Here is a 25,252-nt window from a genome sequence, read left to right on the forward strand (position 1 = left end):
GGTGTTCTCCTTAGTAGCTCATGCAAGCTGCGTTTAAGATACCTATAGAAACGTTAATAACACCTAACATAACACCCGCGCTTATTTCGTTATCTTCAATACGCTGTACTATTTTAGGCATAAAACCAAAACGAACTATCGCAAAGGCAACACACTGAGCAACCAAAGCAATCAATCCCCAAGTAGCAAAATCTACCATAGACACTGAGTTAGTAGCCGCGCTGGCTAGGGCTAGAGAGAAACCAATAATCGCACCGCCAAACCCGATGGCAGCAGATGTGCTTTTTTCTTCTTTGATTAACTTCCATTCGTCATGTGGCGTGACAAAAGCATAAGCAAATTTAAAGATGACTAAAAAGACGATTGAGAGACCAAAATAAAGGCCAAAATTCATAACTGCAGTTAATAAATCGTGTTGTTCCATGGATATATCCTTGTTGTAAAAAAATTATAAAAAACGAATATGGTTTATGTGAAATCTGGTTAGCCGTGAATGGTTATTTGTGCAGAGGAAATGGATATACCTGTGCTGATAACTAAACAACGGCTTAAATATCCTGCTTCTTCTAGCTTTTCTTCAGCGGATATAAATAGCGACTCGGTATTATTACCTGAGATTGGTCTTTCAAACAACATAGTAAACTGGTCCGTTTCAGAACTTTCACCGGTTTCATCAAACGTTTTTTCTGCCATATGCACTGGGTTGTGGTAATCGCTGGCCGATGTCCATACTCGTTCAAATGTCTGAGACTCAAGTTGGTAAGTAGGTGTACCTATTTTTGTATTAAGGATTTCGTCCCATAAAGGTTTGCTTTCGATGTCTTGAGTATCGTAAAAGTGAAATAATTTAACATCAACAACATGTTCATCATTTTGACCACCTTCAGTAATTACTTGTAAATAAGCTTCATCATCGGTGTAAAAGCGATATACCCAAGTACCGTCTAAGTCGACAATGCCAGCAGCTTGTATAATTTGGGTTGGTGCACAACCTGAAATGGTCAGTTCACCTTCAGTTAAACGCAGTAATAAAGGGTCAATATCAAAACTACCGCCAATTCTTAAACCCATAATGCTGGGGGCATTATCTAATGGATTTACTTTCTCTTTTTTACCAAATATTTTACTGAACATAATGACAACTCAAATGTTAATAATCAGAAACGAAAAAAAACAGTGCGGTTGGGAGCACTGTTTTTCTATTTTTAAAATTAGCCTTTTTTCTTAGCTAATAATTGGGCAAGTTTGTCACTGCCTTTTACTTCACCACCAGGTTGAATGCCGGCTTGTTTTAATTTAGCGTCTAAGCTACTACCAGACTCTTCATTAGCAAGCTCTTCTGCCGCTTCAAGCTCAGCACTACGTTGTTGCTGTTTTTGTTTGATGCGCTCTAAGCTGTCTAATGCGGTTTTTACTTTTGTGTTCGCGCCCATGTGACGTGATGAAACCGCAACTTGTGCTTTCTGTACTGACTCCGTTGCTTTAACTTGGTCAATTTGTTGCTCCATTCTACGTACATTGGTTTTAGCTTTTGCAATATTCGATTTCAACGTTGTTTCCGATGTTGAGAATCCGGCTAAAATACTTTGTTCTGTTTCTAAGTTAGCTTCTAATTCAGAAACACGTTCAGCACATTCAATTGCTAATGCTTCATCACCTTTTTCGCTCGCTGCAATCGCGTGGTTTGTGTAAGTTTCAACTTCACTTGTTAATGACTTAACTTTTGCTTCTGTTAATTTACGTTTCGCCATTATTTTCGTTAAGTTTTCGTCACAAGATTGCAGTTCTTTTTTAGCATCTCGTAACTCTTGGTCTAAAATGCGAATCGATTGGCTGTCGGCAATGGCCTCAATACCTTCGTTAGTCGCGCCGCGTAGTGCGTTCCATAATTTTTTTAAGCTCATGTTATTTCTCCTGAGTTAGAAACTGGTTATATAAATCTAAAAATTCGCTGGTGTTAACAAATAAGGTTTCAATTTCTTCAACCACGACTGAATCTTTACTATCAACAGATAAAGCACCAAACGCGACGTAATAATCTTGGTCGCCAATTTTATTGATGCAAATTGCGGTTAATGGCAATAAGTGGTGTGAATGTAAAATTAAATCATTTAACGCTGCTTTATCAGTAACATCAGATGCTGGAAATAAGGCAGTTTCAACAATAATTTGTTGCGAGCCAACATAAACAAACGCATCGATACCTTCATCGTTTGAAATAGAAAGACAATCGCCTTCCGCTTCAACTACCCAATCTGGTTGTGATTCGGCTAGCGTTTTTAAAGAAGTGTTACTCCAAGTCATGGGTGGTTCCTTTTTTATATTTGTGTAACATAGGTCACGAATATAGCACTATGTTTTGTTATGTCAACACCAAGACACAAAAATTACTTATTAATTAATATGTATGTTATAAATACCTAACAGCCAGTTAACTAATTTTGTTTTTTTATGTCTGAGATCGTCACCAAAGTTGTAAGTTATTTATAACTTTAACTTGGTATCAGTTAATCAATCAGGCAAAGCCGGAGATAATGTAATGGATCAAAATCAAAGCGTCAAAAATCGTAAAGCGATGACTCCTTACAAACAGACAATAGCACGTTACATTCGTTCCGCTATGATGTTAAAAGGGTTAAAGTACAATGACCTTGCCGATAAGTTAGAACAACGTGGATTATTAATGACACCTGAAAACTTGCGCAGCAAAGTAAGTAAAGGAATGTTTTCTGCCGATCTTTTTGTCGCCATTATTGAAGTACTAAATGTTGAGCAAGATGCATTGGTCGACATTGTTAAATTGTTAAATGAAAAGTGAAGTAAATAAAATGAGTGAGTCGATAATTAACAAATTTTTACCCAAAGATATCTTAATCTTACTCGCCGTAATGTGGGGGATATTTTTAATTGATTTGATCATCCCCTTTGTCAGCTTAAATGTATTTGGTATCCGACCACGTTCGCTATCAGGATTAATTGGAATAATTTTTTCTCCATTTTTACATGGGGGATTTGGACATATCTTTTCAAATAGCGTTTCTTTATTTGGCACCGCAATCTTAGTTAGATTAGCGGTTGGTAGTAAACAGCTTAGGTATATTGTTTTACTGGGTATTATCGGATCTGGTATAGGTACTTGGTTGTTTGCCAGTGGCGGTTTAATTGTTGGCGCTTCAGGCCTTGTCTATGCGTTGATAGGCTTTTTATTTACTCAAGCTTATTTTAACCCAAGTTTACGCAGTTGGTTTAGCGCCATTTTATCTTTTGTCTTATTTGGTGGCGCCTTGTTATCGTTATTTAATATGTTGCCTTATATCTCTTGGGCAGCGCATTTTTGGGGTTTTGTTTCTGGTATTGCCATTGCTTATATCTTTAAGGCAAAACCATCAGAAGAAGATAAATAAACCGCTATTTGAGTATTTACAGTGTGGGGTTTAACAGCCTATATCTTGGTTGTTGCGCCACATTGATATCGTTTTAGTAATGAATTCAGTTAACTTTGCACTATCTAATTTAGTTGATTTTTTAAAACGTAAACAACCTTTGCCCACATCCAAATTGGCCGTTAGTTCACCAGCAGGATCTATTTTTGAAATATCCCCAACATATAATCCCACGTGTTGTTTTTGGGCGTTTAAATGAAATACGTTGTCACTGCCATCATTTAAACCATAACCTAACATCTTATATTTAATGTGTTCTTCCAGTTCTGGTGCATGGTCCAAAATTATTGTTCTTATTTGATTTAATACACTTTTACGCCAGTCGTCATCTAAACATTTGATGTATTGATCTGGTGTATTCACTTCGTATTGCATAAATTTCCCCAACAGCATGTTTTTAACATGATAGCAGAGTCACAAATGTAAAATATATAAATACAATGCGCACATTAATTGCATTAGTTTCAATAGATTAGGTCAGGATTAAACTCATATTTTAATATCTGAACTTACACGCCAAATTTAATTTATTGATAATTAAGAGTATTTTCATGTATTTAGTTAAATATACACTAATGAGTCTAGGGCTATTGGCAACGTTGTATTCTGGGGTGGCAAGTAGCAATGAGACAAACCTTGCCGTATTTCATGCTGACTTTGAAAAAATAGACAGTAAGTTACACATCACAATTCCTACCGAAATCGTTCAGCCTGCGCTGCATGAATATTTTCCTCATTTAGCAGGGAAAGAATTAACGGAAACGGACATTAAACAATATCTGGCCTTATACATTAGGAATACGGTTAAGCTGCAATATGGCGCTTATCCTATGGCATTAGGCGAAGAAGGTATGACCATGGATAGTGAGTACATCAATATCGTGATGAAGTTAGGTAAGATACCTAGAGGTGCTAATGAGTTGTTAGTAGAAATAAACAGTTTTGAGTTTTTGCCTCAGCAAAATAATGTTTTTAAACTAAGCAAATTTGGAAACGCAGAACAAGAGCTTACCTTGTACGCTAAAAATAGATTTAGTGCGTCAGTGTCGTTATAAATTCGTTTAAGTTAGGTTGTTCATCCAACGTTTGTTTTTAACCCTGACGCCAAACATGAATGCTTTTATAAACTCTTCGGAGTAAGAAATAATGACCACATAAACAAACGCTAATTCCCAATAAAAAGCGGCCAAAAAAGTTAAAGGTAAAGCAACGACCCACATTGCAATGGCATCCGTCATCAGGCAGAAACGGTTATCCCCACCGGCTCGTAACACCCCTAAAGCTAAAGTCATGTTAATTACTTTCATCCAAGACAGCAGTGCAATAACCACAAATACTTGGCTAGCTAACTCCAACGATTGTAATGAAGCACCTTGGTAAGGCAGTAGAATGATATCTTTGGCCAGCAGTAACAGCGCACCGATAATAATGGCAATAACAGGGGATATTAGTGAGAACGTTTTAGCAACATTCCAAGCCTCAGTTAGCTTTTTAGCACCTAAATGTTGCCCAACTAAAATAGAACAGGCTGAGGCAATGCCAAAAAACACTGAGATTATGATGCCTTCTACGGGCAGTAACATACTGATCACCGCTAATTCATTAATGCCCATGCGGCCATAAATTAACTGGTAACAAAAAGAACCTAAAGACCAAATGCCAAAACCAAACATCATAGGGGCGACAAGTTTTAATAATTTAAGCCAATCGGCTTTATTATTTAACAAACTAAAATCACTACGTTTAACGGATAACTGATGTTTTATGTGTTTTAAAATGAGTAACATCAGCACCATTTGAAATAGTCGAGATGCTGTTGTAGCGATAGCAGCGCCAGTAACGCCCATTGGTTCAATACCAAGTCCACCGTTGATTAGCCAATAATTTAATACCACATTTAATAAGATAGAAAATACACTGAATAGCAGCGGCAATTTAACTTGGTTGATGCTCCTAAGAGCATTTTCTAATACTTGGATAACCGCGACGAAGACCATGCTTGGCATGGTTATCCATAAATAGGTCTGCCCTAAGTGAATTACGTTTTGATCTTCAGTGCCTAAACTTAATATGCTGTCGGCATAAAAGAAGTTTAAAATAATGATTGGGAGTAATGCCATCAGCCCATATATGCTGCCGATAATTATATTTAATCTAATTTTATTAGTTTGGCCTGCACCATGATATTGCGCGGCTAGTATGCCTACCCCCCAACTAAGTCCTAACACAATAACCATGACAACAAACATGACTCTATTACCGAGTCCAACCGCGCCAATAGCCGCATCGCCCAAATGACTAACCATAACCACGTCAATCATGCTCAAGAGCGTGACCAATATGTTTTGTAGTGATATTGGCCAACCTAATTTTAAGGTCTGTTTAATTTGTTGTTTATTTAGCATTTAATTCCAATTGGGACGGTCAAAAAGCACTGAATTTTTTTAGGAAAGAGATATAGGGATAGTTTAATGTAAATATCGAAAACATACGAATGACAATTGTAAAACTCTATTGGTTTTCCATTGTTAAGGTAATGTGAAATGGAGGGAAGTTGTTAAGAATACATACATTGGAAATGTGAACATTCTTGATATAAAAACGCAGCCTGAGCTGCGTTTTATAACAAGCTATTTATCAGTGAATGAGTTTTGCGAGAGCCCCATTCTGTAATAGGACTTTAGCTTTTTCGATATCGGGAGCAAAGTAACGGTCTTCATCATAAAATGGCACTTCAGAACGCAGACGTGATTTACCTTGTTCTATTAAGTCAGTGGATTTTAACGGTGCTCTAAAATCTAACCCTTGGCAGGCAGCTAACCACTCTACTGCCAAAATATAAAATGTATTTTCCGACATATCCCATAATCTTCTTGCTGCAAACGTCGCCATAGAAACATGGTCTTCTTGATTGGCACTGGTTGGTAAGCTATCAACTGAAGCCGGGTGTGCAAAGGTTTTGTTCTCAGACGCTAAGGCTGCCGCGGTGACTTGGGCAATCATAAAGCCTGAATTTACACCGCCGTTATCAACTAAAAATGGCGGTAATTTACTTAAATTGGAATCAATTAACATGGCCATTCTACGTTCGGATAATGCACCTATTTCACTTATAGCGATGGCTAAGTTGTCTGCAATCATAGCAATGGGTTCTGCGTGAAAATTGCCGCCAGAGATAATGTCTGCACCTTCTTCATTCAAAAACACTAACGGGTTGTCAGTGACTCCATTGGCTTCAATTCTTAGAATATCACCAGCATGACGTACTTGATCTAAACATGCCCCCAGAACTTGAGGCTGACAACGTAATGAGTAAGGATCTTGCACTTTGTCACAGTTGATATGAGACTTTCCAACTTCAGAGTCATCTTCAAGTATCACTCTGAACATGGTTGCAACATCTATTTGTCCAAGCTGACCACGAGCTAAATGTATGCGCTCATCAAACGGTGAACGTGAACCAAGCGCGGCTTCCAACGAGGTAGCACCAATTAAAATAGAGGACGCTAATAAATCTTGAGCAAAGAAATAACCTTGTAAGGCCAGAGCTGTCGATGTTTGTGTGCCGTTTAATAATGCTAAACCTTCTTTTGGTGCTAAGTTTATTGGCGATAGTCCAGCGTGTTGCATGCCTTCGCGTCCTGATTTTATTTCGCCATTAATACGTACTTCACCTTCACCTAACAAAGGTAACACTAAATGCGCTAATGGCGCTAAATCACCAGACGCTCCAACTGAACCTTTTTCTGGTACACATGGATAAACTTCATGGTTTACCAAATCAATCAAGGCTTGAATCACCGATAAGCGGATGCCTGAAAAACCACGAGAGAGTGAATTGATTTTTAATACCAACATTAAACGCACAACGTTATCAGATAAGTATTTACCAATGCCTGCCGCATGAGACAGAACAATTTTACGCTGTAATATCTCTAATTCTTGTTTGGAAATACGAGTATTGGCTAATAAACCAAAACCGGTATTGATGCCGTAAACAACGCGGTCTTCATCAATGACTTGTTGCACCGCGGCTTGGCTGCGAGTAATGGCATCAAAGGCACTTTCGTCCAGAATTAATTTAACGGGATGTTCGTAAACTTCTCTTAGCGTTTCTAAGTCAAGTTGACCGGGTATTAATTTGATCGTTTTCATTTTTGTATTCCTAATTTACCAAGGGTTATCTTTATTATTTTGCTTGGCTTTCAAAGTGGAAATTATTATTAGTTTTCTAAAGAAGGGAGATTTAACCCTTGGTCTTTAGCGCATTGTTTAGCAATGTCATAACCGGCATCGGCATGGCGCATAACGCCAGTGGCTGGGTCATTCCACAATACATTGGCAATACGTTTATCAGCAGCATCAGTGCCATCCGCAACTATGACAACACCTGAATGTTGACTGAACCCCATGCCTACGCCGCCGCCGTGATGAATGGATACCCAAGTGGCACCACCGGCTGTATTTAATAAGGCGTTTAATAAAGGCCAATCTGAAACTGCGTCTGATCCATCCAACATGGCTTCTGTTTCACGGTTTGGACTTGCCACTGAACCTGAATCAAGGTGATCTCGACCAATAACAACAGGGGCGGATAATTCGCCATTTTTCACCATTTCATTAAAAGCTCGAGCAATACGCGCACGGTCTTTTAAACCAATCCAACATATACGAGCTGGTAGACCTTGGAATTGAATGCGTTCTCGAGCCATGTCTAACCAATTATGTAAGTGCGGATTATCAGGAATAAGTTCTTTCACTTTGGCATCTGTTTTATAAATATCTTCAGGATCACCTGATAAGGCAACCCAGCGGAAAGGTCCAATGCCTTCACAAAATAAAGGACGGACATAAGCAGGTACAAAACCTGGGAAATCAAATGCGTTTTCAATACCTTCTTCAAATGCCATTTGTCGAATATTGTTACCGTAATCTGTGGTTGCTGCGCCAGCGTCTTGTAAATCCAACATTGCTTGCACTTGCACTGCCATGGATTGTTTGGCGGCTTTCACTACAGCAGCTTCATCTTTTTTACGCATACCGGCAGCATGTTCCATGCTCCAACCTAATGGTAAATATCCATTTAACGGGTCGTGTGCTGATGTTTGGTCGGTCACCACATCCGGTGTAATGCCACGTTTAACTAACTCTGGAAATACATCTGCCGCGTTACCTAATAAGCCAACTGAAATAGCTTCGCCTTTTGCTGTGGCTTCGTTGATCATGGATAAAGCCTGATCTAATGATGTGGCTTTTTTATCTATATAACGGGTGTTAATTCGAAAATCGATACGAGATTCATCACATTCAACCACTAAGGCACAAAACCCAGCCATGGTGGCCGCAAGTGGTTGTGCACCACCCATGCCGCCTAAACCGCCAGTTAATACCCACTTTCCAGAAGCATTACCGTCAAAGTGCTGCTTGGCCATGGCAACAAAAGTTTCGTATGTGCCTTGGACTATGCCTTGTGAGCCAATGTATATCCAAGAGCCTGCGGTCATTTGACCGTACATCATCAGACCTTGTTTATCTAACTCGTTAAAGTGTTCCCAATTAGCCCAGTGAGGCACTAGGTTTGAGTTGGCAATTAATACGCGGGGCGCATTTTCATGAGTAGTGAAAACGCCAACGGGTTTACCTGATTGGATCAATAGCGTTTGGTCATCTTCCAATTGATCTAAGACTTCAACGATTTTGTCATAAGCCTGCCAGTCACGAGCCGCACGTCCAATACCTCCATACACAACAAGACTTTGAGGATGTTCTGCAACGTCATTATCTAAGTTATTCATCAACATGCGTTTTGCTGCTTCGGTTAACCAAGACTTCGCTGTAATTGTTGAGCCTGTAGCGGCTTTGATATTTCTGCTTAGGTCTAATCGTTTATCAGTCATAATTTAATTCTCTTAATAAAGATAGTGGATATAACGTAGTCCACTTTTGATTAATTATTGGTGTTATTAAAGGTTAAGTATTTTTGAACGTTAAATGGCCGCTCAATCGGTAACTGGACCCTGGGTAGATAATTTGAGCAAAACAAACCACGCCATTTTTACTTGAAGTCTTACGCGTTAACTGCAAACAAGGTTCTTGGTTGGTTAATTGTAACCACTCACATACTTGGGCGTTCGGGGCGATAGCTTCGATCGTATGCTGAGCTTCAGTTAACGGAGCAACTTGACTTAAGTACTCATGGGGTGAGGTTTGTTTAAAATCTTGTGACAAATATTCTGGGGCAAGTTTGGGATTAACAAAACGTTCCTCTAGCTGAACAGGTTTGCCATTTTCTTGATGCACAATAATGGAGTGTGCAATTGGGCTGTCAATACTTACATCTAGAGCGATAGCAATCGATGTGGAAGCAATCACTTGTTCTAATTTAATTTGGATTGCTTGGTGTGTATGACCTCGTTCTTTAATTTCATCCGCGATATCACGAATTTCAAACATTGAACCTTGGTTTTTTAAAGACGCAACAAAAGTACCTGAACCTTTGGTGCGAATTAATAAACCTTGTTGGTTTAATTCCTCTAACGCACGACGTGCTGTCATTCGGCTGACTGAAAAGTCTTCAGCCAGTTTGTTTTCAGAAGGGACAGGATCATTTTCTTGCCACTGCCCAGACTCAATTTTTGTCAAAATATGTTTTTTTATTTGTTGAAACTTTGCAGCCATGTTTGATAACCAGAGTTATTGTCTAGGTGTCTGATGTATAAAAGTTCAGACACAAATTGTATATACACCTTTGAGCGTTGTGTAAGAAAATGCCATATTAAAGATGTATATACAACTTAATTGTATTATAGTTTTGTCATTAAGGTTTAATTTGCCAAGTTTAGGTGTTGTGATGAGTTTAAAAGAAGCCATGCAAGTTGTTGATTTGGTGATCAATAATGTTCATGTGATGACGATGTCATCTACGGTAGATAATGCATATGGATTAATACAAGACGGTTTAGTTGCTATTCACAACCAAAACATCGTTTGGGTTGGTGAGCAGAACCAAGCTCCAAACTTTCAAGCGGTTGAAACGGTAAATGGACAAGGTAAGTATTTATCACCCGGGCTTATTGATTGCCATACCCATTTGGTTTTTGCCGGTAATCGTGCCAATGAATTTGAGCAACGACTGACGGGCGTTAGTTATGAAGAAATTGCAAAACAAGGTGGCGGGATCATATCAACGGTTAAAGCCACGAGAGCGGCAACAGAACAAGAGCTGTTAGATTTAGCTATAAAACGAGCAACACAACTTATGTCTGAGGGTGTGACTAGTTTAGAAATTAAATCAGGTTATGGGTTAGATACTGATACTGAAATTAAAATGCTAAAAGTTGCCCGTAAAGTAGGGGAGCAGCTACCAATTAATGTAAAAACAACTTTCTTGGGGGCTCATGCTATACCGCCTGAATTTAAAGATAATGCCGATGGTTATATTGATTTATTAGTAAACGAAACATTACCTTTAGTTGCTGATTTAGGGCTAGCGGATGCGGTTGATGGATTTTGCGAAAATATCGGCTTTTCACCTATACAAATGAGCAAGTTGTTCGATAAAGCGAATACGCTAAACTTACCGGTTAAGTTGCATGCTGAACAGTTAAGTGATTTGTCTGGTGCCGAGTTAGTTGCAAATTATCATGGTTTGTCTGCCGATCATTTAGAGTATTTATCTGACAACAGCATTAAGGCGATGCAACAAAACAATACCGTTGCTGTTTTATTACCGGGGGCATTTTATACCTTGTCGGAAACTAAGTTACCGCCAATTAATCAACTTAGACAAGCCAATGTACCTATAGCAATTGGTAGTGACTACAATCCAGGATCTTCGCCTTTGTGTTCATTAAAGTTGATGTTACACATGGCGTGTACGCAGTTTAAATTGACACCTGAAGAAACAGTACTGGGAGTGACCAAAAATGCGGCTTTGGCATTAGGCCTTAATAATAAAGGGACGATAGAACAGGGGCAAAGTGCAGATCTGTGTTTGTGGGATATTCAACACCCGGCAGAACTTGCTTATACGTTTGGAGTTAATCCGCTATTAACCTCTTGGGTGGAAGGTAAAAAAATAAGTTTGTAACTTTAAACTGAATTCTCATTTTTTGCACATTTAGCTCTTATTATTCATATTCAAAATAATAGGAGCAACTATGAATTCTTTAAGGTTATTAAATTTAACGGTTTTACTGGTAAGTGTTGCGTTAGTAGGTTGTGACTCTGCTGATTCGGAAGATAACACCACGACAACAAGTGACGGTGTTTTACATTCTGCATTCGCAGAATTTGATAGCAACAATGTAAGTGTTGTTTTAAGCGGCTCAGAGGTCATTATTGAAACCAATGGCCTCCCAAATCATACCTCCCCTTATTGGTCTTCTGAGCATGAATTATTTGTCGAACCGACAGTAACTACTTATCAAAAAATGGCACCCGGTGACATTGATGATTTTGTCGGGACATATACGTTAACTGTCTCATCCTCTCCAGAGAAAGCAACAAACTCATCTTCAACAGGCCTCGGCGCTATTGGTATAGCGGTGAGTGGTTCTGTTATTTACAACGATGAAGAAGGTCCAGGTATTCCTTTAGATGGAGCAATTGGTAGTTTGGATTTTAATGGTGCTCATACTGGCCCGCAAAGCTTCCATTATCATTTAGAGCCTATTTCATTTTCTGATGACGACAGTAATTTAATTGGGGTTATCAGCGACGGATTTTTTCTTTATGGTCGTAAATGTAATTCCACAGGTACTTATCCTACAGACTTAGATGAATCAGGTGGACATACCGCACAAACACAACATAGTGAGAGTGAAGAATACCACTATCATATAGAAAACGAAGTGTACTTAGGTTCGTACTATATTTTATTCCCTGGCAACTACCAAGGTACAGCTAGTGGGATACGCTAGTTTAATTCTATTACTATTGCCTGTGTTGTTTGTTTTAAACTTTGAAACAACACCAACACAAGTTAATAGTAACGAGATAACGTTATCTGCTAAAAATGGCTTGCGTATTTATCAAGGTAAACCTTTCACCGGTGATGTTATTTCGTTTTACCCCAATGGTACTACTGCCAAGTTAGCTAGTTTTCAAAATGGTTTGCGCCATGGTTATTTAAAGCAATGGTTCCCTAATGGAAAATTGAGCTTTCACTCATTATATGAAAATGGCCGTTTACACGGAAAAACGAAAAGCTGGTGGAGCAATGGGAATTTAAGATCGGTAAGTAGCTATGAGCTGGGTAAAGTTCATGGCGATTCTTTGCAATGGTATGCCACTGGCGAGAAGTTTAAGAATTTACATTACGACCAAGGTCAAGAGTCCGGTTTACAGCAAGCCTGGCGTCGAAACGGAAAGTTATTTAGTAATTATGAGTATATTAATGGGCGAATTTACGGACTTAAACGCTCAAACATGTGTGTGGAGTTAGAAGATGAAAAAGTTATTGTTAGTAATTAGTGCCCTGACCACAATCTTGTATACCAATGTTAGTTTGGCAGAGAGTTCACTTAAAGATAACTATTTACCTTATTATAATGGGCCAGAATTTACACCTAATTGGTTAAAGCCTGATAGTAAAGAGTTAACTGATTTTCATAAAATTTCAGATTTTAAGTTTATGAATCAACTGGGAGAATTTGTCACTCAAAAAGACATGAAAGGGAAAATATATGTGGCTAGCTTTTTCTTTACGTCTTGTCCCGGTATATGTCCCAAAATGCGATCTCAGTTAGCTAAAGTGCAAACAGAGTTTAGAGATAATAATGATGTTTATATTATCTCGCATTCTATCCAACCGGAAAATGACACTGTAGAAGTTCTACAAGACTACGCAGTTGAAAATGACATACAGGCAGGTAAATGGCATTTAGTCACAGGTAAAAGAGAAGATATCTATACGATTGCCCGAGAAGACTATTTTGCAAATGAGGATTTAGGAGAGTATGTCAGTAACAATGATTTCCTCCATACAGAGAATATCGTCCTTGTTGATCACAATCGCCATATTCGCGGAATCTACAATGGTTTGAATAAAACATCTATTAACCACTTAATTACAGATATTAACACTCTACAAAAAGAGAGCTCCCAATCTAAATAATGTTCTTCACTCAAAAGGTAATAACAGGGTTGTTACCTTTTGCTCACAATCTATATCTGAATAGATAACATATCCACTCTATTTCCTACAGTCACATTCCTTTAAACGACAAAGTAACGATCAAATAATTCCATATTTAGCCATAACTTATAACTAAAAGTTTATGTTTTGTAATTCAATGTTTTGACATTTAACATTCTAACTGTCTGTTTTTAAATGTTAAAATTTCATTTTCGTAATTAGTTTGTAAAACTTTCATATCGCACTACAAAAAACAGAGTAATTACGTTAGAATGCCATGCAAGGTCGTTTGTTAAGTTACAAATTAGCATGTTTAAGTAGAGCATTAGTCTTTATAGATAAGTGGGTGTTAGCAAAGAATCCATTTATCTATACAGATTTCTTTTTAAATTTAACTATGATTCGGTGAACTTAAATGGCTAAAAATATAGATTTATCGCAGTACGGCATAACAGATGTTAATGAAGTTATATATAACCCTTCATACGATGTGCTGTATGAAGAAGAGACTAATCCAGCCTTAACAGGTTACGAAAAAGGAACAGTCACTGAACTTGGTGCCATTAACGTTAGCACTGGTATATTTACCGGTCGTTCACCAAAAGATAAATTTATAGTAGAAGATGAGATCACAAAAGACACAATGTGGTGGAACTCTAAAACTGCTCCAAATGATAACAAACCTATCTCTAAAGAAATTTGGCAAGATCTTAAAGGTTTAGTCAGTAAACAACTTTCAGGTAAAAAATTATTTGTTGTTGATACATTTTGTGGTGCTAATGAAAAAGTACGACTTAAGGTACGGTTCATTACGGAAGTTGCGTGGCAAGCCCACTTTGTTAAAAACATGTTTATCCGTCCTACAGAAGCAGAGTTGGAAAACTACGGTGAGCCTGACTTTGTTGTGATGAATGGTTCTAAAACATCTAATCCTAATTGGCAAGAACAAGGCTTAAATTCAGACGTATTTACCGTATTCAATTTAACTGAAAAAATGCAGATCATTGGTGGTACTTGGTACGGCGGCGAAATGAAAAAAGGTATGTTCGCTATGATGAACTATTACCTTCCGTTACAAGGTATGGCATCAATGCATTGCTCAGCTAATGTGGGTAAAGAAGGTGATGTTGCTATATTTTTTGGTTTATCAGGTACAGGTAAAACAACTTTATCAACAGACCCTAAACGTGAATTGATCGGCGATGATGAACATGGCTGGGATGAGGATGGCGTATTTAACTTTGAAGGCGGTTGTTACGCTAAAACTATCGACTTAGATAAAGAAAGTGAGCCTGATATTTATAATGCAATTCGCCGTGATGCTTTATTAGAGAATGTTACGGTTGATGAAAATGGTAAAATTGATTTTACTGACGGTTCTGTGACTCAAAATACTCGAGTATCATACCCAATCAATCACATTGATAACATTGTGAAGCCAGTATCTAAAGCAGGGCATGCCAAAAAAGTTATTTTCTTAACGGCTGATGCCTTTGGTGTTTTACCTCCTGTATCTAAGCTAACCGATGAACAAACTAAGTATCATTTCTTATCTGGCTTTACTGCTAAATTAGCCGGTACTGAACGTGGTATTACTGAGCCATTACCAACGTTCTCATCTTGTTTCGGTAAGGCATTTTTAACCTTACACCCGACTAAATACGCAGAAGTGTTAGTTGAGCGTATGAACGCATCTGGATCAGAAGCTTACTTAGTTAATACAGGTTGGAATGGCAGCGGCAAGCGTATCTCGATTAAAGATACTCGTGCGATTATCGACTCTATCTTGGACGGTTCAATCGAAAATGTACCTACCAAAATCATCCCAATTTTTAACTTGGAAGTACCAACTGAATTAGCTAATTGTGATACTGGCATTTTAGATCCAAGAGATACCTATGTTGATGAGGCGCAATGGCAAGAGAAAGCGGAAAGTTTAGCTGGTTTGTTTATTGATAACTTCGTTCAGTTTACTGATAATGAAGAAGGTCAGTCGCTAGTTGCAGCTGGTCCTCAGCTATAAGTTTTAGCTAAAGAGTAGGTTATAAAAGCTAATAAAAAGCCTTTGTTATTTTGAATAAACAAAGGCTTTTTTATGCTTATGAGTTTAGCTTTTAATATTCAGAGGTTAATGCCAATAAGCTTGTTCTAAGCTGTCTTCTCTTTCAGGTAAACCTTTTGATAAACGTGGTGAGCTTTGTGATAACACCTCAAAACTGACTCGATTGGCGTATTTACATATTTGTGCCAAAGAAGAGTAGGTGATCGCAGGCACAGTATGTTTACTTGATTCCGGTACGTTCATTGAGTGATAAGCATTAGACGCAATATCATGTAACACCGCCGCCAAAGCGCCATCACCTGCACCATTAGTATTTTTGATTTTATCTGGGCCTCCCATATAAGGCGCAATATGAGAATATATCTTTATTGGTGCAGAGCATTGAGATTGTGGTAACGGTCTTGAATATTCATAGCGATTAAATTCGGGAATGCTGCCAGGTAATAATGGGTATTGCGTACTACGTTTAAAGTTTTCGTCTGTAAAGCCAGCCATATAGAGTCCTTGTGGCCCAGCGGTGCAAAGGACTAAATCAGCTAAATCTAATGCAGCTTCGGCTGCTAACAATGGATCGCTGGTACCGACTAAAGCTTCTGCTTCTTCTTCATTCATGGCTAATACTTGCACATGTTGTTTAATGAAATCACGCCACCATTGTGGTTTTTCATCAATCATAAAACGAGTGCCTAAGGTGAGTACAACCGGCACATTATGTTTGTTGGCATATTCAATAGCTTTAAGCGCGGCTTTATCTAACGTATCTTCGCCACTGCAACGGGTAAAATAAGCGCTCACGACAAATGCACAAGAATTCTTAATTAAATCTTCATCGATAAATTCAGGCGTAAGTCTATTCATCTTGCCTGAGTCAATGGCAAAAGTGCGTTCACCATCTTCAGTGATCAATGTGAAGGCTCTTCCAATGGCACCGTCTACAGGTTGTAAGTGTTGTAAATCAACCTTTGACGATGTATTACATAAGTACTGATATGCGTAATTACCTACTTTTATATTTTGACTCATCACACCATAAAGCACCGAACGATCATCCGCTAAAACAGAATAGTTGTGCATAGTGTTACCAATTGTGCCACCGGCATGTTGGTCAATAATAAGGTTGTTATTTTCAATATATTGATACAAAGCTTCTGCAATCTCACTCGGTACTAATTGAGATAAGCCTTTTGTCAGTTTAAATTGTTGTAACAGCGTTTCAGGTACATGTGCTTCAATATCAACGATAGTTTGATCCATACCGACAATATAGGGATGTTCAAGTTCAACTTTGGTAGTTAACTTATTGGTTAATGGATCTTTTTTATCAACAGGGAAGTAATGTTTGTGTTTTCGACGGCCTGGAAATCGCATGAATTTATTGCACTGTGCTAATAATAATGGCGGGTATTATAAATTGTCTACAGATGAATAAACATAAACTTATCAACAATTGTTGAAAAATTTAGAGGGTTTTGTGTTGATAATTGGTATAACTCAGTGGATAAAGAAATATCAGCCCACAAATTATATTATAGGCTGATGATAACTTAGCTTAATATAAATCTAAATTGGCTTTTGCATATGCTTCAAATTCGTCACAACCGCCAATGTGTTTTTGGTCGATAAAAATCTGAGGAACGGTCTGCACAGGTTTGCCAACTGTTTTTTCGAGATCGGCTTGGCTAATGCCTTCTGCATGAATATCAACATAACGGAAGTTAAAATCGTCGCGTTTTTCAGTAAGTTGTTCCGCAATTTCTTTTGCTCTAACGCAATATGGGCAAGCTGGACGACCAAAAATGACTGTAAACATAAAATTCTCCTCTAAACTGATTGATGTAATAATATGTAAAATTTTTATTAGATTAAATGGATTAAAACCGATGATGATAATAGTAAAAGTAGATGAATAATGATTGAGTCTCCATGCATAAGACAGTGTTGTTTGGATGATAACGATATTTGCTGTGGTTGTTACCGTCATATTACTGAGATTACAGGTTGGCAGAAGTTAACCATGGATGAAAAAGAAAATGTGTTAAGTCGTTGTGATATGAGAAAAAAGAACCATACTTTTACCGAGCCTCGAAAATAAGTTCTGATTACAACGGAGGGTAAGCTTGATGGTTCGAACTCCTAAACATTTATTGATAGTTGATAACACCACCACTTGTGCAATGCGCATTAAAACGTTAGCACAGATCCATGGAGCTAAAGCGAAGTTAGTCCACTGGAGTGAGTGGGACCGATTTTCCATAAATGAAATGGAGAATTTACCTTGTATGCTGATTATTGAGCAAACCGTTCCCTTACATGTCGTTCATTCTCTTTTAGATACATTGCCAAATATCCCATTATTTATCCTTTTTAATCCGAATAAACCATTAATTCCTTGGCCTATAAAGCGTCAAATAAATCCATTGTCGAGTGCATTATCAAATTTTGAAATTGTTTCAATCATCGAACCTTATTGGTTAGAAGATAAAACCATAAACTTACCCAATGTCGTTGTTATCGACAGTGCACCTGAAAGTGCATTTCAAATAAATTCTGTTTTATCTCAAGCTCATATACCTTGCACCTTAACGCATGAGGTTAATTTAACGTTATTACATGGCGTTGATCTTGTCCTAGTTAATATCACTGAAAATAAGGACAGGCTAGGGCAATTGGAAAAAATCAAACAAACTTATCCTTTAATAGGCGTGATTGTATACGGAGAACACAAATCATTATCTAGTTTTAAGTTTATTGAGTTTGCCTTAAAAGTAGGCGTGAACGATATTTTAGATATCCAAAAATTAGAATCAAATTGGCTAGCCAAGTTTAATCGCGTTTGGCAAAAAACAGCAGAAATGAAAGAAGAGTTGTTGGTGTCGAGCAATATCCAAAAGTCATTTGACGTATTGTTAGAAAAAAGTTTGATATCAGAAGTGTTGATGGCGAATTCAATGGATGGCATTTTGGCTTTTTCTGAGGATGGTTCAATATTAAAAAATAATGACGGTTTTTGTGAGTTATTGGGGTTGATTGATGAACAAGTAAAAAATGCCAATGTGTTTAATTTAATATCCAGCCAATCTAAAAAACAATTACAAAAGCTGTTGTACAGTGATTATTTATTCCAACAACAATTTTTAAATCTTCATTTATTACATGAGCATGGCGTTGCGATTCCAGTTTCTGTATCAATTAATAGAATTAATTTACATGGCCAGTATGTATATATAGCGGTTATGCGAAATAACGTTAACCAGCAATTGCAGAAGAAAATCCTTGTTCAACAAAACGCAAGACTTGAACATAAGGTGAAAGAAGTTGAACGGCAAAAAGAGCTGTTAGTTGAATTCACTAGAAAAAATAATCGTAAACAAAACATGTTTATGTCTCACTTCACCCGCTACCTCATTGCGCAAAATGAATCAGAAAACCAAATGACTAACGAAGTTATACATAAACTATATAACTTAGATTTAATATGTAAATTACGAGCAGAACAAGAGCCTATTCGTTTTCAAACTACCAATTTAAAAACCATGATAGATAAAACTTTAGTTGTGCTTGAAGATGCTATTAGTGCAAAGAAAATAAGTGTCATTAATGATGTAAACACAGAAGTCGTAGTGAGATTTACCGAAGACCACCTGCAAAAGATCATTTACGAACTATTACACAACTCGGTTTTATATAACTTACAAGAGGCTTCGATACAGATTACATCTCAGTATCAGGCAGAACAACGAGTTGAATTAATAATCGCAGATACCGGTTTAGGTATTTTAGAGCATAAACAATTAAGCATATTTGATTTACAAGAAATAAATGATGGAACCTCTATTGAAACTTGTTGTACAGGATTGCCGCTTTGTAAATTACTAGCTCAACACAATCAGGCTGATATTCAGGTGGATAATAATTATCAAAAAACAAAAGTGATAGGTTCAATATTTAGCCTATATATGGAAAAAGAATAAAAAAATACGATTTTTTTTGCATATCAATGGACATTTAATGAGCTTTATTAAAATTATGTGCTATTATCTGTTTCGTCTTTACAGAGACATATTTAATATTGTTATTTGCTTCATGTGTTTATAAACCTCTAGACTCAATTTTTTGGTCGATATTGAGACGTTATCCTTCCATAAGTTACATCGCAATTTAATATTTCCCTTTGAAGATAATGTCGGCACATGTTGTGTCCTAAAAAAGTAAATTTAAATCGAGGTTTATATGTCTAAATCGACTGGTACAGTTAAATGGTTCAACGAAGAGAAAGGTTACGGATTTCTTACTCAAGATAATGGCGGCAAGGACGTATTCGTTCATTTCCGTGCTATCGCTGGTGACGGATTCAAAACTTTAAAAGAAGGCCAAGCGGTTTCTTTCGAAGTTGAAGACGGTCAAAAAGGTTTGCAAGCAGCAAACGTTGAATTAGCTTAATTTTCTAATTCTAAAAAAAAGTGGCTTTTAAGCCGCTTTTTTTATGCCTGTAATTTACCCACTTGTTCTCACTTCCAACTTTCATTTCCCATATAACTTAATTCTATATTTGCTCAATCCCTTTATAATTTTCCTTAGTTAACAAATAAATTTATATTCTTTTAAACCTTTTTTGTTTCATATGATACTAATCAACCACACAACAGAAACTAATAAAGAGAAACTTACTTGTGTCATCAAATGTGATTGCCCCAGAACAATTTCAAGGGCGAACTAATAAAGCAGAAAATGACGACGTAATCGTTGCCCAATTAAAACGGGGTGAACAATCGGCATTAAGAAAACTCTACGATTTATATGGCAATCGAGTTTATGCGTTGTGTTTACGTTTATCTGGCGACCGTGAAATTGCAGAAGACATCACTCAAGAAGTTTTTGTACAAATATGGCAAAAAGTACATAACTTTAGAGGGGACAGTAAGTTCTCTACATGGTTGTATTCGGTGGCAAGTAATGTAGCTATCAGTCACATGCGAAAACAAAAAAAATGGTGGCGTTCATGGTTTGGTTCGGATCAACAAAACGAAACCGCATTATCAAATTTAGAAGTAAACGATGAGCAATCTAATCATGATTTAAGTCGCAGTGGTTTAGATAAACACATAGCTAAATTGCCAGAACAAGCCAGAATCGTTTTTGTTTTATTTGCAGTTGAAGGTTGGCGACATGAAGAGATTAGTCAAGAATTGCAAATCGCTGTTGGCTCAAGTAAGTCGCAATATCATAGGGCTAAACAGTTATTACAATTGGCCATTAATTCAGAGTTAAATGGGTGATGTTATGAGTACAGACAATATCAAACAAAAAGATGTGTTAGCTCAAGCGCATGAGTTGCCTAAAGAGTTAACACCAGATCGAGATTTGTGGGTAGGCATTGAACAAGCGATTGCAAAGACGCCTCAACAAAATATATATCAAAATGAAGTTAATTGGTTTCAGATTGGCAAGATAGCGGCAGTGTTTACTCCAATAGCCTTGGTTTTAGGGATTTGGTTAAGTTCTGGAAGTAGTCAATCGATGCATAACAACTGGCTCAATCCACTTGTAGCAAGTTATGAGATTCAGAAAAAACAGTTATTACAAAACGTAAATTTAGAACGCCCAATTATTAATAATTGGCAAAGCTCGATGGCGGAATTAGAACGGGCGGAGAAGTCTCTAATTAAAGCATTAGAAAGTCAGCCGGAAGATCCGGCATTAATGAAAATGTTAAATCAGGTTTATCAAAAACAAATAAGCTTAATTAAGCAAGCTTATAAACCTCAATTAAAACGTTACCACCAAATTTAAAGAAAGCAGGAAGGAAATGAAGATGAAAAACATGATTAACCAAAGTTGGAAAGTGAGCATGTTAGGTGCGCTATGCATGTTGTCAATGAATGTGTTCGCAGGCGAAAAAGTTAACGAGTTGGTAGAAACACAAGTTAAAGGTAAAGTCACTGTAGATGTTATGTCGGGTAATGTAGTGATCAAAGCATGGGATAAAAATCAGGTGAAAATTACCGGCGAATTATCCGATGATGCAGACGGATACACAATCCAAGTTGATGAAGATGGAGAGGTTTATTTTAAAGTAAATATGCCTCAAAATCGTTGGGGTAATTGGAATGATGATGGTGGTTCCCAATTAGATATTATGATGCCTGATAATAATAGTTTGCGCTTTGAAGGTGTAAACGTTGACGTTAACGCCCAAGGGATAAAAGGCGGAACTAAATTAAATACGGTAAATGGTGATATCAAAGCGGCAAATTTGAATAACAGAATTGCACTTGGAACCGTTAATGGAAGCATTAATGCGAAAGGTTTAACCGGAAAAATAAACCTAAATACGGTTAATGGCGAGATTGACGATCAAGGTAGCCAAGGTGAGTTGGAAATTGAAACGGTTAATGGTGAGATTGAAACAGATACGTCTGCTACCGAAATTGGTATTAGCAGTGTAAATGGTGAAATTAAAATTAAAGCTAAATTAGTAGATGAGCTAGAAGTGAGTACCGTAAACGGTTACATTAATGCAACGTTAAGCTTAAACAAAAATGCCCGCTTTAATGCTTCTAGCGTTGGTGGAGGTCTGGGTATTTACTTTGACGGTGATGTGTCGGCAAACTTTAATGTCGAAACCCATGCTGGTGGGGATATCACTAACCGTCTTACAAAAGATAAATCGAGAGAAGCCAAATACGGACCTGGAGAATCATTGAGATTTCGTATGGGAACCGGTAGTGCAGAAGTACAAATAGACACAGTCAGTGGTGATGTGACTCTTAACAAAAAATAGCGATAGATAAAATACAAATGTCCAGTTACCAGCCCCAATATTGATATTCATGTTGGGGCTTTTATTTATGAGTAAATAGAACAATAGACTGAGTTGAGTTATTGATAACTTCAGTTATTCCGATAGAATGTTCAGTCTTATATCACTCCTAGTTGTATGAAACGAACCCATGGCAAAGTCATCATTTAAATCTGCAAAAGAACAAGATGCTCAAATAGCATCGCTCAAAGTCCCACCTCATTCCGTTGAAGCTGAACAATCAGTACTTGGTGGACTTATGTTAGATAATAATGCGTGGGATCGTGTTGCTGAGAAAGTCGTAAAAGGTGATTTTTACTTACGCCAACATAAGCAAATTTTTGCTGCTATGGCGTCATTGATGATCAAAAACCATCCGATTGATTTGATCACTGTTTCAGAGGCATTAGAAAAAGATAAAATTTTAGAAGACGTGGGTGGATTCGCTTATCTCGGTGAAATTGCTAAAAACACTCCGAGTGCGGCTAATATTGTTGCCTATGCTGAAATTGTTCGAGAAAGAGCGGTCGTTAGAGAATTAATTGGTACCGCAAATGAAGTTGCCGATGCCTGTTATAACCCTGAAGGTAAAAGCAGTGAAGAGTTATTAGACTTTGCTGAGTCACGTGTTTTCAAGATAGCTGAACAACGTGAAAATAAAAATGAAGGGCCAAAAGACTTAAACTCAATCTTATCGTCGACAGTCGACAAGATTGAAGAGCTAATGCGTACCGACAATGATGGTGTAACCGGATTAACGAGTGGCTTTAATGATCTAGATAAAATGACCAGTGGATTTCAGCCATCAGATCTTATTATTGTGGCTGCACGACCATCTATGGGTAAAACCACATTTGCCATGAACTTAGTAGAAACGGCGGCGTTAACTTCAGATAAGCCGGCATTAGTATTTAGTTTAGAAATGCCGGCGGACTCTATCATGATGAGAATGTTGGCCTCGTTAGGTCGCATTGACCAAACCAAAGTTCGTACCGGTAATTTAGATGATGATGATTGGGCTCGTCTTGCCAGTACAATGGGCTTAATGCAGGAGAAAGGTAAGCTTTATATTGATGATTCGTCTGGATTAACCCCGACAGAGTTACGTTCAAGAGCCAGAAGAATCGCTCGTGAACACGGTGGTTTATCTATGATAATGATAGATTACTTACAGTTAATGCGCTCACCAGAATTTAAAGATAATCGTACTTTAGAAATCGCAGATATTTCCGCTTCACTTAAAGCGTTAGCAAAAGAATTAGAAATCCCGGTTATTGCCCTTGCTCAGTTAAACCGTGGTTTGGAACAACGAGCTGATAAACGTCCGGTAAACTCAGATTTAAGGGAGTCAGGGTCAATTGAGCAAGATGCTGATTTGATCATGTTTATTTATCGAGATGAGGTTTACCACGAAGACTCAGCGGATAAAGGTACGGCTGAAATCATCATAGGTAAACACCGTAATGGTCCAATTGGACGCATTAGGTTAACCACTCAACTTCATTATTCCCGATTTGATAATTATTCGGGTAATGCTTTTTTTGACGATTAATTTATGAAAATCGCGGTAGCTGAAATTAATATCGGCGCATTATTATACAATGTTGAGGTAGTTCGTAAGTTAGCGCCTACTTCTAAAATACTAGCTATGATAAAAGCAAATGCTTACGGGCATGGTTATTTAGAAGTGGCAGAGTCATTAACGAATGTTGATGCATTTGGTGTTGCCCGATTAGATGAAGCTATTAAGTTAAGAGATGCGGGGGTAAAAAAATCAATTGTCTTATTGGAAGGTTTTTTTGATAAAGATGAATTGATGATCATTGCTGAGAAACAATTGGAAACCGTACTTCATAACAAGCAACAAGTAATTGATTTTATAAATGCGGATTTACCGCAGCCAATAAAAGTATGGTTAAAGCTCGATACGGGTATGCACCGTATCGGTCTAGCTCCAGAAGAGATGGCGTCTTGTTATAACCAATTAACACAACATAAAAATATATTAGCAACCCCTACCATATTGACCCATTTAGCGTGCGCCGATGAACTGGAGCATCCTTTAAATAACCAACAAATTAATTTGTTTAATCAGCTTTGTTTAGATATTGAGGGTGAACGTTCTATCGCCAATTCAGCAGCAATCATGTCCTTACCTGAAACACATCTTGACTGGGTTAGACCTGGAATAATGATGTATGGCGCTTCTGCAATGGCCGACTCAGATGCCGCTGAACACGATTTAAAACCTGTGATGACACTTAAAAGTAGTGTCATTGCGGTCCGTGATGTTCCCAAAGGCGGCTCAGTTGGTTATGGCGCAACTTGGGTTGCTAAACAAAACACAAAAATAGCGGTGGTCGCTATAGGTTATGGTGATGGTTATCCACGTAATGCAGGAAATGGTACGCCAGTGTTAATAAACTCAATTGAATATCCGTTAGTCGGGCGTGTGTCTATGGATATGATCACCGTGGATTTAGGTCAAAGTACGGAAATCAAGGTGGGTGACGAAGTGATATTATGGGGAGAAGGATTGCCAATTGAACGTGTTGCTCGCCACGCGAATAGTATCGCGTATGAATTATTATGCGGTGTGACAGGTAGAGTTACTAAACAGTATAAAAACTAGTAATTATCACGCTTCTTACCAGAAAACAATTTCTCCATTATCTTATTTGCCATTGCTCACTTCGTTGACTTAAAAATAAAAAGTACACTAAACTATATTAAATGTGCCTAACTTGATATGTAATGTTCATAAAAGTAGCGGAGTGTTTTCGATATTTATGACCGTAATATATTCAACA

At 37.6% G+C, this 25,252-nt stretch carries 27 protein-coding genes; 16 read left to right on the top strand and 11 right to left on the bottom strand.

All coding sequences use genetic code 11. The annotated features are described in order from the left end of the window. Positions 1–10: 10 nt before the first annotated feature. The 4 genes from RT723_RS12705 to RT723_RS12720 all read right to left on the bottom strand — a co-directional run bounded on the left by RT723_RS12705 (position 11) and on the right by RT723_RS12720 (position 2,304). Positions 11–424 (bottom strand): DUF350 domain-containing protein, encoded by a 414-nt coding sequence (locus RT723_RS12705; protein WP_216056325.1) that lies wholly within the window; start codon positions 422–424, stop codon positions 11–13. A 59-nt stretch (positions 425–483) separates the two neighbouring features. Beyond that, positions 484–1,134, bottom strand: coding sequence for a YjfK family protein (locus RT723_RS12710; protein ID WP_315947443.1), 651 nt, complete (start codon positions 1,132–1,134; stop codon positions 484–486). Between the two features lie 77 nt (positions 1,135–1,211). After that, positions 1,212–1,904, bottom strand: coding sequence for a PspA/IM30 family protein (locus RT723_RS12715; protein WP_216056323.1), 693 nt, complete (start codon positions 1,902–1,904; stop codon positions 1,212–1,214). A gap of 1 nt (position 1,905) precedes the next feature. Next, complete coding sequence (locus RT723_RS12720) at positions 1,906–2,304, bottom strand: DUF2170 family protein (RefSeq protein ID WP_216056322.1); 399 nt, start codon at positions 2,302–2,304, stop codon at positions 1,906–1,908. A gap of 235 nt (positions 2,305–2,539) precedes the next feature. Between RT723_RS12720 and RT723_RS12725 the strand changes: the two genes are divergently transcribed. Then, positions 2,540–2,818 (top strand): DUF6471 domain-containing protein, encoded by a 279-nt coding sequence (locus RT723_RS12725; protein ID WP_216056321.1) that lies wholly within the window; start codon positions 2,540–2,542, stop codon positions 2,816–2,818. A 10-nt stretch (positions 2,819–2,828) separates the two neighbouring features. Continuing rightward, positions 2,829–3,404, top strand: a complete 576-nt coding sequence (locus RT723_RS12730) for a rhomboid family intramembrane serine protease (protein ID WP_315947444.1) — start codon at positions 2,829–2,831, stop codon at positions 3,402–3,404. A 30-nt stretch (positions 3,405–3,434) separates the two neighbouring features. Here RT723_RS12730 and RT723_RS12735 read toward each other — a convergent pair whose 3' ends face one another. Continuing rightward, positions 3,435–3,818 (bottom strand): iron chaperone, encoded by a 384-nt coding sequence (locus RT723_RS12735; RefSeq protein ID WP_315947445.1) that lies wholly within the window; start codon positions 3,816–3,818, stop codon positions 3,435–3,437. 176 nt (positions 3,819–3,994) lie between these two features. On the opposite strand from RT723_RS12735, the gene RT723_RS12740 reads away from it, so the two are divergent. After that, a complete protein-coding gene (locus RT723_RS12740) occupies positions 3,995–4,498 on the top strand; it encodes a hypothetical protein (RefSeq protein ID WP_216056318.1) in 504 nt (167 codons plus the stop codon). Between the two features lie 6 nt (positions 4,499–4,504). On the opposite strand, the gene RT723_RS12745 is transcribed toward RT723_RS12740, so the two are convergent. From RT723_RS12745 to hutC, 4 genes are all read right to left on the bottom strand, one after another. Further along, complete coding sequence (locus RT723_RS12745) at positions 4,505–5,848, bottom strand: MATE family efflux transporter (protein WP_216056317.1); 1,344 nt, start codon at positions 5,846–5,848, stop codon at positions 4,505–4,507. A 232-nt stretch (positions 5,849–6,080) separates the two neighbouring features. Further along, positions 6,081–7,598 carry a histidine ammonia-lyase gene (hutH, locus tag RT723_RS12750; RefSeq protein ID WP_315947446.1) on the bottom strand — a complete coding sequence of 506 codons (1,518 nt, stop codon included), beginning with the start codon at positions 7,596–7,598 and terminating at the stop codon, positions 6,081–6,083. Positions 7,599–7,666: 68 nt separating this feature from the next. After that, entirely contained in the window at positions 7,667–9,340 is a 1,674-nt protein-coding gene (gene hutU, locus RT723_RS12755) for a urocanate hydratase (protein WP_315947447.1), read from the bottom strand. Positions 9,341–9,413: 73 nt separating this feature from the next. Next, on the bottom strand, positions 9,414–10,121 hold the full coding sequence (hutC, locus tag RT723_RS12760; RefSeq protein WP_315947448.1) for a histidine utilization transcriptional repressor HutC: 708 nt from the start codon (positions 10,119–10,121) through the stop codon (positions 9,414–9,416). Positions 10,122–10,293: 172 nt separating this feature from the next. Here hutC and hutI point away from each other — a divergent pair, with 172 nt between their 5' ends. From hutI to pckA, 5 genes are all read left to right on the top strand, one after another. Beyond that, positions 10,294–11,532 (top strand): imidazolonepropionase, encoded by a 1,239-nt coding sequence (gene hutI / locus RT723_RS12765; protein ID WP_315947449.1) that lies wholly within the window; start codon positions 10,294–10,296, stop codon positions 11,530–11,532. A gap of 70 nt (positions 11,533–11,602) precedes the next feature. Beyond that, positions 11,603–12,364, top strand: coding sequence for a YHYH protein (locus RT723_RS12770; RefSeq protein ID WP_315947450.1), 762 nt, complete (start codon positions 11,603–11,605; stop codon positions 12,362–12,364). Continuing rightward, entirely contained in the window at positions 12,351–12,917 is a 567-nt protein-coding gene (locus RT723_RS12775; RefSeq protein ID WP_315947451.1) for a toxin-antitoxin system YwqK family antitoxin, read from the top strand. The genes RT723_RS12770 and RT723_RS12775 overlap by 14 nt, the downstream gene beginning before the upstream one ends. After that, positions 12,892–13,560 carry an SCO family protein gene (locus RT723_RS12780; protein WP_315947453.1) on the top strand — a complete coding sequence of 223 codons (669 nt, stop codon included), beginning with the start codon at positions 12,892–12,894 and terminating at the stop codon, positions 13,558–13,560. Before RT723_RS12775 ends, RT723_RS12780 begins: the two co-directional genes overlap by 26 nt. Before the next feature lie 436 nt (positions 13,561–13,996). After that, positions 13,997–15,604, top strand: a complete 1,608-nt coding sequence (pckA, locus tag RT723_RS12785) for a phosphoenolpyruvate carboxykinase (ATP) (protein WP_216056311.1) — start codon at positions 13,997–13,999, stop codon at positions 15,602–15,604. A gap of 105 nt (positions 15,605–15,709) precedes the next feature. On the opposite strand, the gene RT723_RS12790 is transcribed toward pckA, so the two are convergent. Further along, positions 15,710–17,011 carry an inosine/guanosine kinase gene (locus RT723_RS12790; protein ID WP_315947455.1) on the bottom strand — a complete coding sequence of 434 codons (1,302 nt, stop codon included), beginning with the start codon at positions 17,009–17,011 and terminating at the stop codon, positions 15,710–15,712. 181 nt (positions 17,012–17,192) lie between these two features. Then, a complete protein-coding gene (locus tag RT723_RS12795) occupies positions 17,193–17,453 on the bottom strand; it encodes a GrxA family glutaredoxin (RefSeq protein WP_216056309.1) in 261 nt (86 codons plus the stop codon). A 99-nt stretch (positions 17,454–17,552) separates the two neighbouring features. Here RT723_RS12795 and RT723_RS12800 point away from each other — a divergent pair, with 99 nt between their 5' ends. The 8 genes from RT723_RS12800 to alr all read left to right on the top strand — a co-directional run bounded on the left by RT723_RS12800 (position 17,553) and on the right by alr (position 25,074). Further along, positions 17,553–17,735, top strand: coding sequence for a DUF1289 domain-containing protein (locus RT723_RS12800; RefSeq protein ID WP_315947456.1), 183 nt, complete (start codon positions 17,553–17,555; stop codon positions 17,733–17,735). A gap of 28 nt (positions 17,736–17,763) precedes the next feature. Beyond that, positions 17,764–19,614 carry a PAS domain-containing sensor histidine kinase gene (locus tag RT723_RS12805; protein ID WP_315947457.1) on the top strand — a complete coding sequence of 617 codons (1,851 nt, stop codon included), beginning with the start codon at positions 17,764–17,766 and terminating at the stop codon, positions 19,612–19,614. A gap of 259 nt (positions 19,615–19,873) precedes the next feature. Continuing rightward, the gene (gene cspE / locus RT723_RS12810; RefSeq protein ID WP_216056306.1) at positions 19,874–20,083 is read left to right on the top strand and encodes a transcription antiterminator/RNA stability regulator CspE; all 210 of its coding nucleotides are present in this window, start codon (positions 19,874–19,876) and stop codon (positions 20,081–20,083) included. A gap of 245 nt (positions 20,084–20,328) precedes the next feature. Continuing rightward, positions 20,329–20,919: an RNA polymerase sigma factor gene (locus RT723_RS12815; protein ID WP_216056495.1), complete on the top strand. Its 591-nt coding sequence runs from the start codon at positions 20,329–20,331 to the stop codon at positions 20,917–20,919. A gap of 4 nt (positions 20,920–20,923) precedes the next feature. Then, positions 20,924–21,433 (top strand): hypothetical protein, encoded by a 510-nt coding sequence (locus tag RT723_RS12820; protein ID WP_315947458.1) that lies wholly within the window; start codon positions 20,924–20,926, stop codon positions 21,431–21,433. 22 nt (positions 21,434–21,455) lie between these two features. Then, complete coding sequence (locus tag RT723_RS12825; protein WP_315947459.1) at positions 21,456–22,424, top strand: DUF4097 family beta strand repeat-containing protein; 969 nt, start codon at positions 21,456–21,458, stop codon at positions 22,422–22,424. Between the two features lie 169 nt (positions 22,425–22,593). Next, complete coding sequence (dnaB, locus tag RT723_RS12830) at positions 22,594–23,994, top strand: replicative DNA helicase (RefSeq protein WP_216056303.1); 1,401 nt, start codon at positions 22,594–22,596, stop codon at positions 23,992–23,994. 3 nt (positions 23,995–23,997) lie between these two features. Further along, complete coding sequence (alr, locus tag RT723_RS12835; protein ID WP_315947460.1) at positions 23,998–25,074, top strand: alanine racemase; 1,077 nt, start codon at positions 23,998–24,000, stop codon at positions 25,072–25,074. The last annotated feature ends 178 nt before the right edge of the window (positions 25,075–25,252 follow it).

Source organism: Psychrosphaera aquimarina, from assembly GCF_032461525.1.
In the GTDB taxonomy this organism is placed as follows: Bacteria; Pseudomonadota; Gammaproteobacteria; order Enterobacterales; family Alteromonadaceae; genus Psychrosphaera; species Psychrosphaera aquimarina.

Bases quoted from the DNA above. Each gene is read 5' to 3' on its own strand.
- RT723_RS12735 (WP_315947445.1), bottom strand. From the start codon at position 3,818: ATGCAATACGAAGTGAATACACCAGATCAATACATCAAATGTTTAGAT.
- RT723_RS12800 (WP_315947456.1), top strand. From the start codon at position 17,553: ATGATTGAGTCTCCATGCATAAGACAGTGTTGTTTGGATGATAACGAT.
- RT723_RS12805 (WP_315947457.1), top strand. From the start codon at position 17,764: ATGGTTCGAACTCCTAAACATTTATTGATAGTTGATAACACCACCACT.
- RT723_RS12705 (WP_216056325.1), bottom strand. From the start codon at position 424: ATGGAACAACACGATTTATTAACTGCAGTTATGAATTTTGGCCTTTAT.
- RT723_RS12770 (WP_315947450.1), top strand. From the start codon at position 11,603: ATGAATTCTTTAAGGTTATTAAATTTAACGGTTTTACTGGTAAGTGTT.
- RT723_RS12725 (WP_216056321.1), top strand. From the start codon at position 2,540: ATGGATCAAAATCAAAGCGTCAAAAATCGTAAAGCGATGACTCCTTAC.
- RT723_RS12825 (WP_315947459.1), top strand. From the start codon at position 21,456: ATGAAAAACATGATTAACCAAAGTTGGAAAGTGAGCATGTTAGGTGCG.
- RT723_RS12715 (WP_216056323.1), bottom strand. From the start codon at position 1,904: ATGAGCTTAAAAAAATTATGGAACGCACTACGCGGCGCGACTAACGAA.
- dnaB (WP_216056303.1), top strand. From the start codon at position 22,594: ATGGCAAAGTCATCATTTAAATCTGCAAAAGAACAAGATGCTCAAATA.
- RT723_RS12720 (WP_216056322.1), bottom strand. From the start codon at position 2,304: ATGACTTGGAGTAACACTTCTTTAAAAACGCTAGCCGAATCACAACCA.
- RT723_RS12745 (WP_216056317.1), bottom strand. From the start codon at position 5,848: ATGCTAAATAAACAACAAATTAAACAGACCTTAAAATTAGGTTGGCCA.
- hutC (WP_315947448.1), bottom strand. From the start codon at position 10,121: ATGGCTGCAAAGTTTCAACAAATAAAAAAACATATTTTGACAAAAATT.
- RT723_RS12780 (WP_315947453.1), top strand. From the start codon at position 12,892: ATGAAAAAGTTATTGTTAGTAATTAGTGCCCTGACCACAATCTTGTAT.
- RT723_RS12710 (WP_315947443.1), bottom strand. From the start codon at position 1,134: ATGTTCAGTAAAATATTTGGTAAAAAAGAGAAAGTAAATCCATTAGAT.
- hutH (WP_315947446.1), bottom strand. From the start codon at position 7,598: ATGAAAACGATCAAATTAATACCCGGTCAACTTGACTTAGAAACGCTA.
- pckA (WP_216056311.1), top strand. From the start codon at position 13,997: ATGGCTAAAAATATAGATTTATCGCAGTACGGCATAACAGATGTTAAT.
- alr (WP_315947460.1), top strand. From the start codon at position 23,998: ATGAAAATCGCGGTAGCTGAAATTAATATCGGCGCATTATTATACAAT.
- hutI (WP_315947449.1), top strand. From the start codon at position 10,294: ATGAGTTTAAAAGAAGCCATGCAAGTTGTTGATTTGGTGATCAATAAT.
- RT723_RS12795 (WP_216056309.1), bottom strand. From the start codon at position 17,453: ATGTTTACAGTCATTTTTGGTCGTCCAGCTTGCCCATATTGCGTTAGA.
- RT723_RS12820 (WP_315947458.1), top strand. From the start codon at position 20,924: ATGAGTACAGACAATATCAAACAAAAAGATGTGTTAGCTCAAGCGCAT.
- RT723_RS12790 (WP_315947455.1), bottom strand. From the start codon at position 17,011: ATGCGATTTCCAGGCCGTCGAAAACACAAACATTACTTCCCTGTTGAT.
- RT723_RS12730 (WP_315947444.1), top strand. From the start codon at position 2,829: ATGAGTGAGTCGATAATTAACAAATTTTTACCCAAAGATATCTTAATC.
- cspE (WP_216056306.1), top strand. From the start codon at position 19,874: ATGTCTAAATCGACTGGTACAGTTAAATGGTTCAACGAAGAGAAAGGT.
- RT723_RS12740 (WP_216056318.1), top strand. From the start codon at position 3,995: ATGTATTTAGTTAAATATACACTAATGAGTCTAGGGCTATTGGCAACG.
- hutU (WP_315947447.1), bottom strand. From the start codon at position 9,340: ATGACTGATAAACGATTAGACCTAAGCAGAAATATCAAAGCCGCTACA.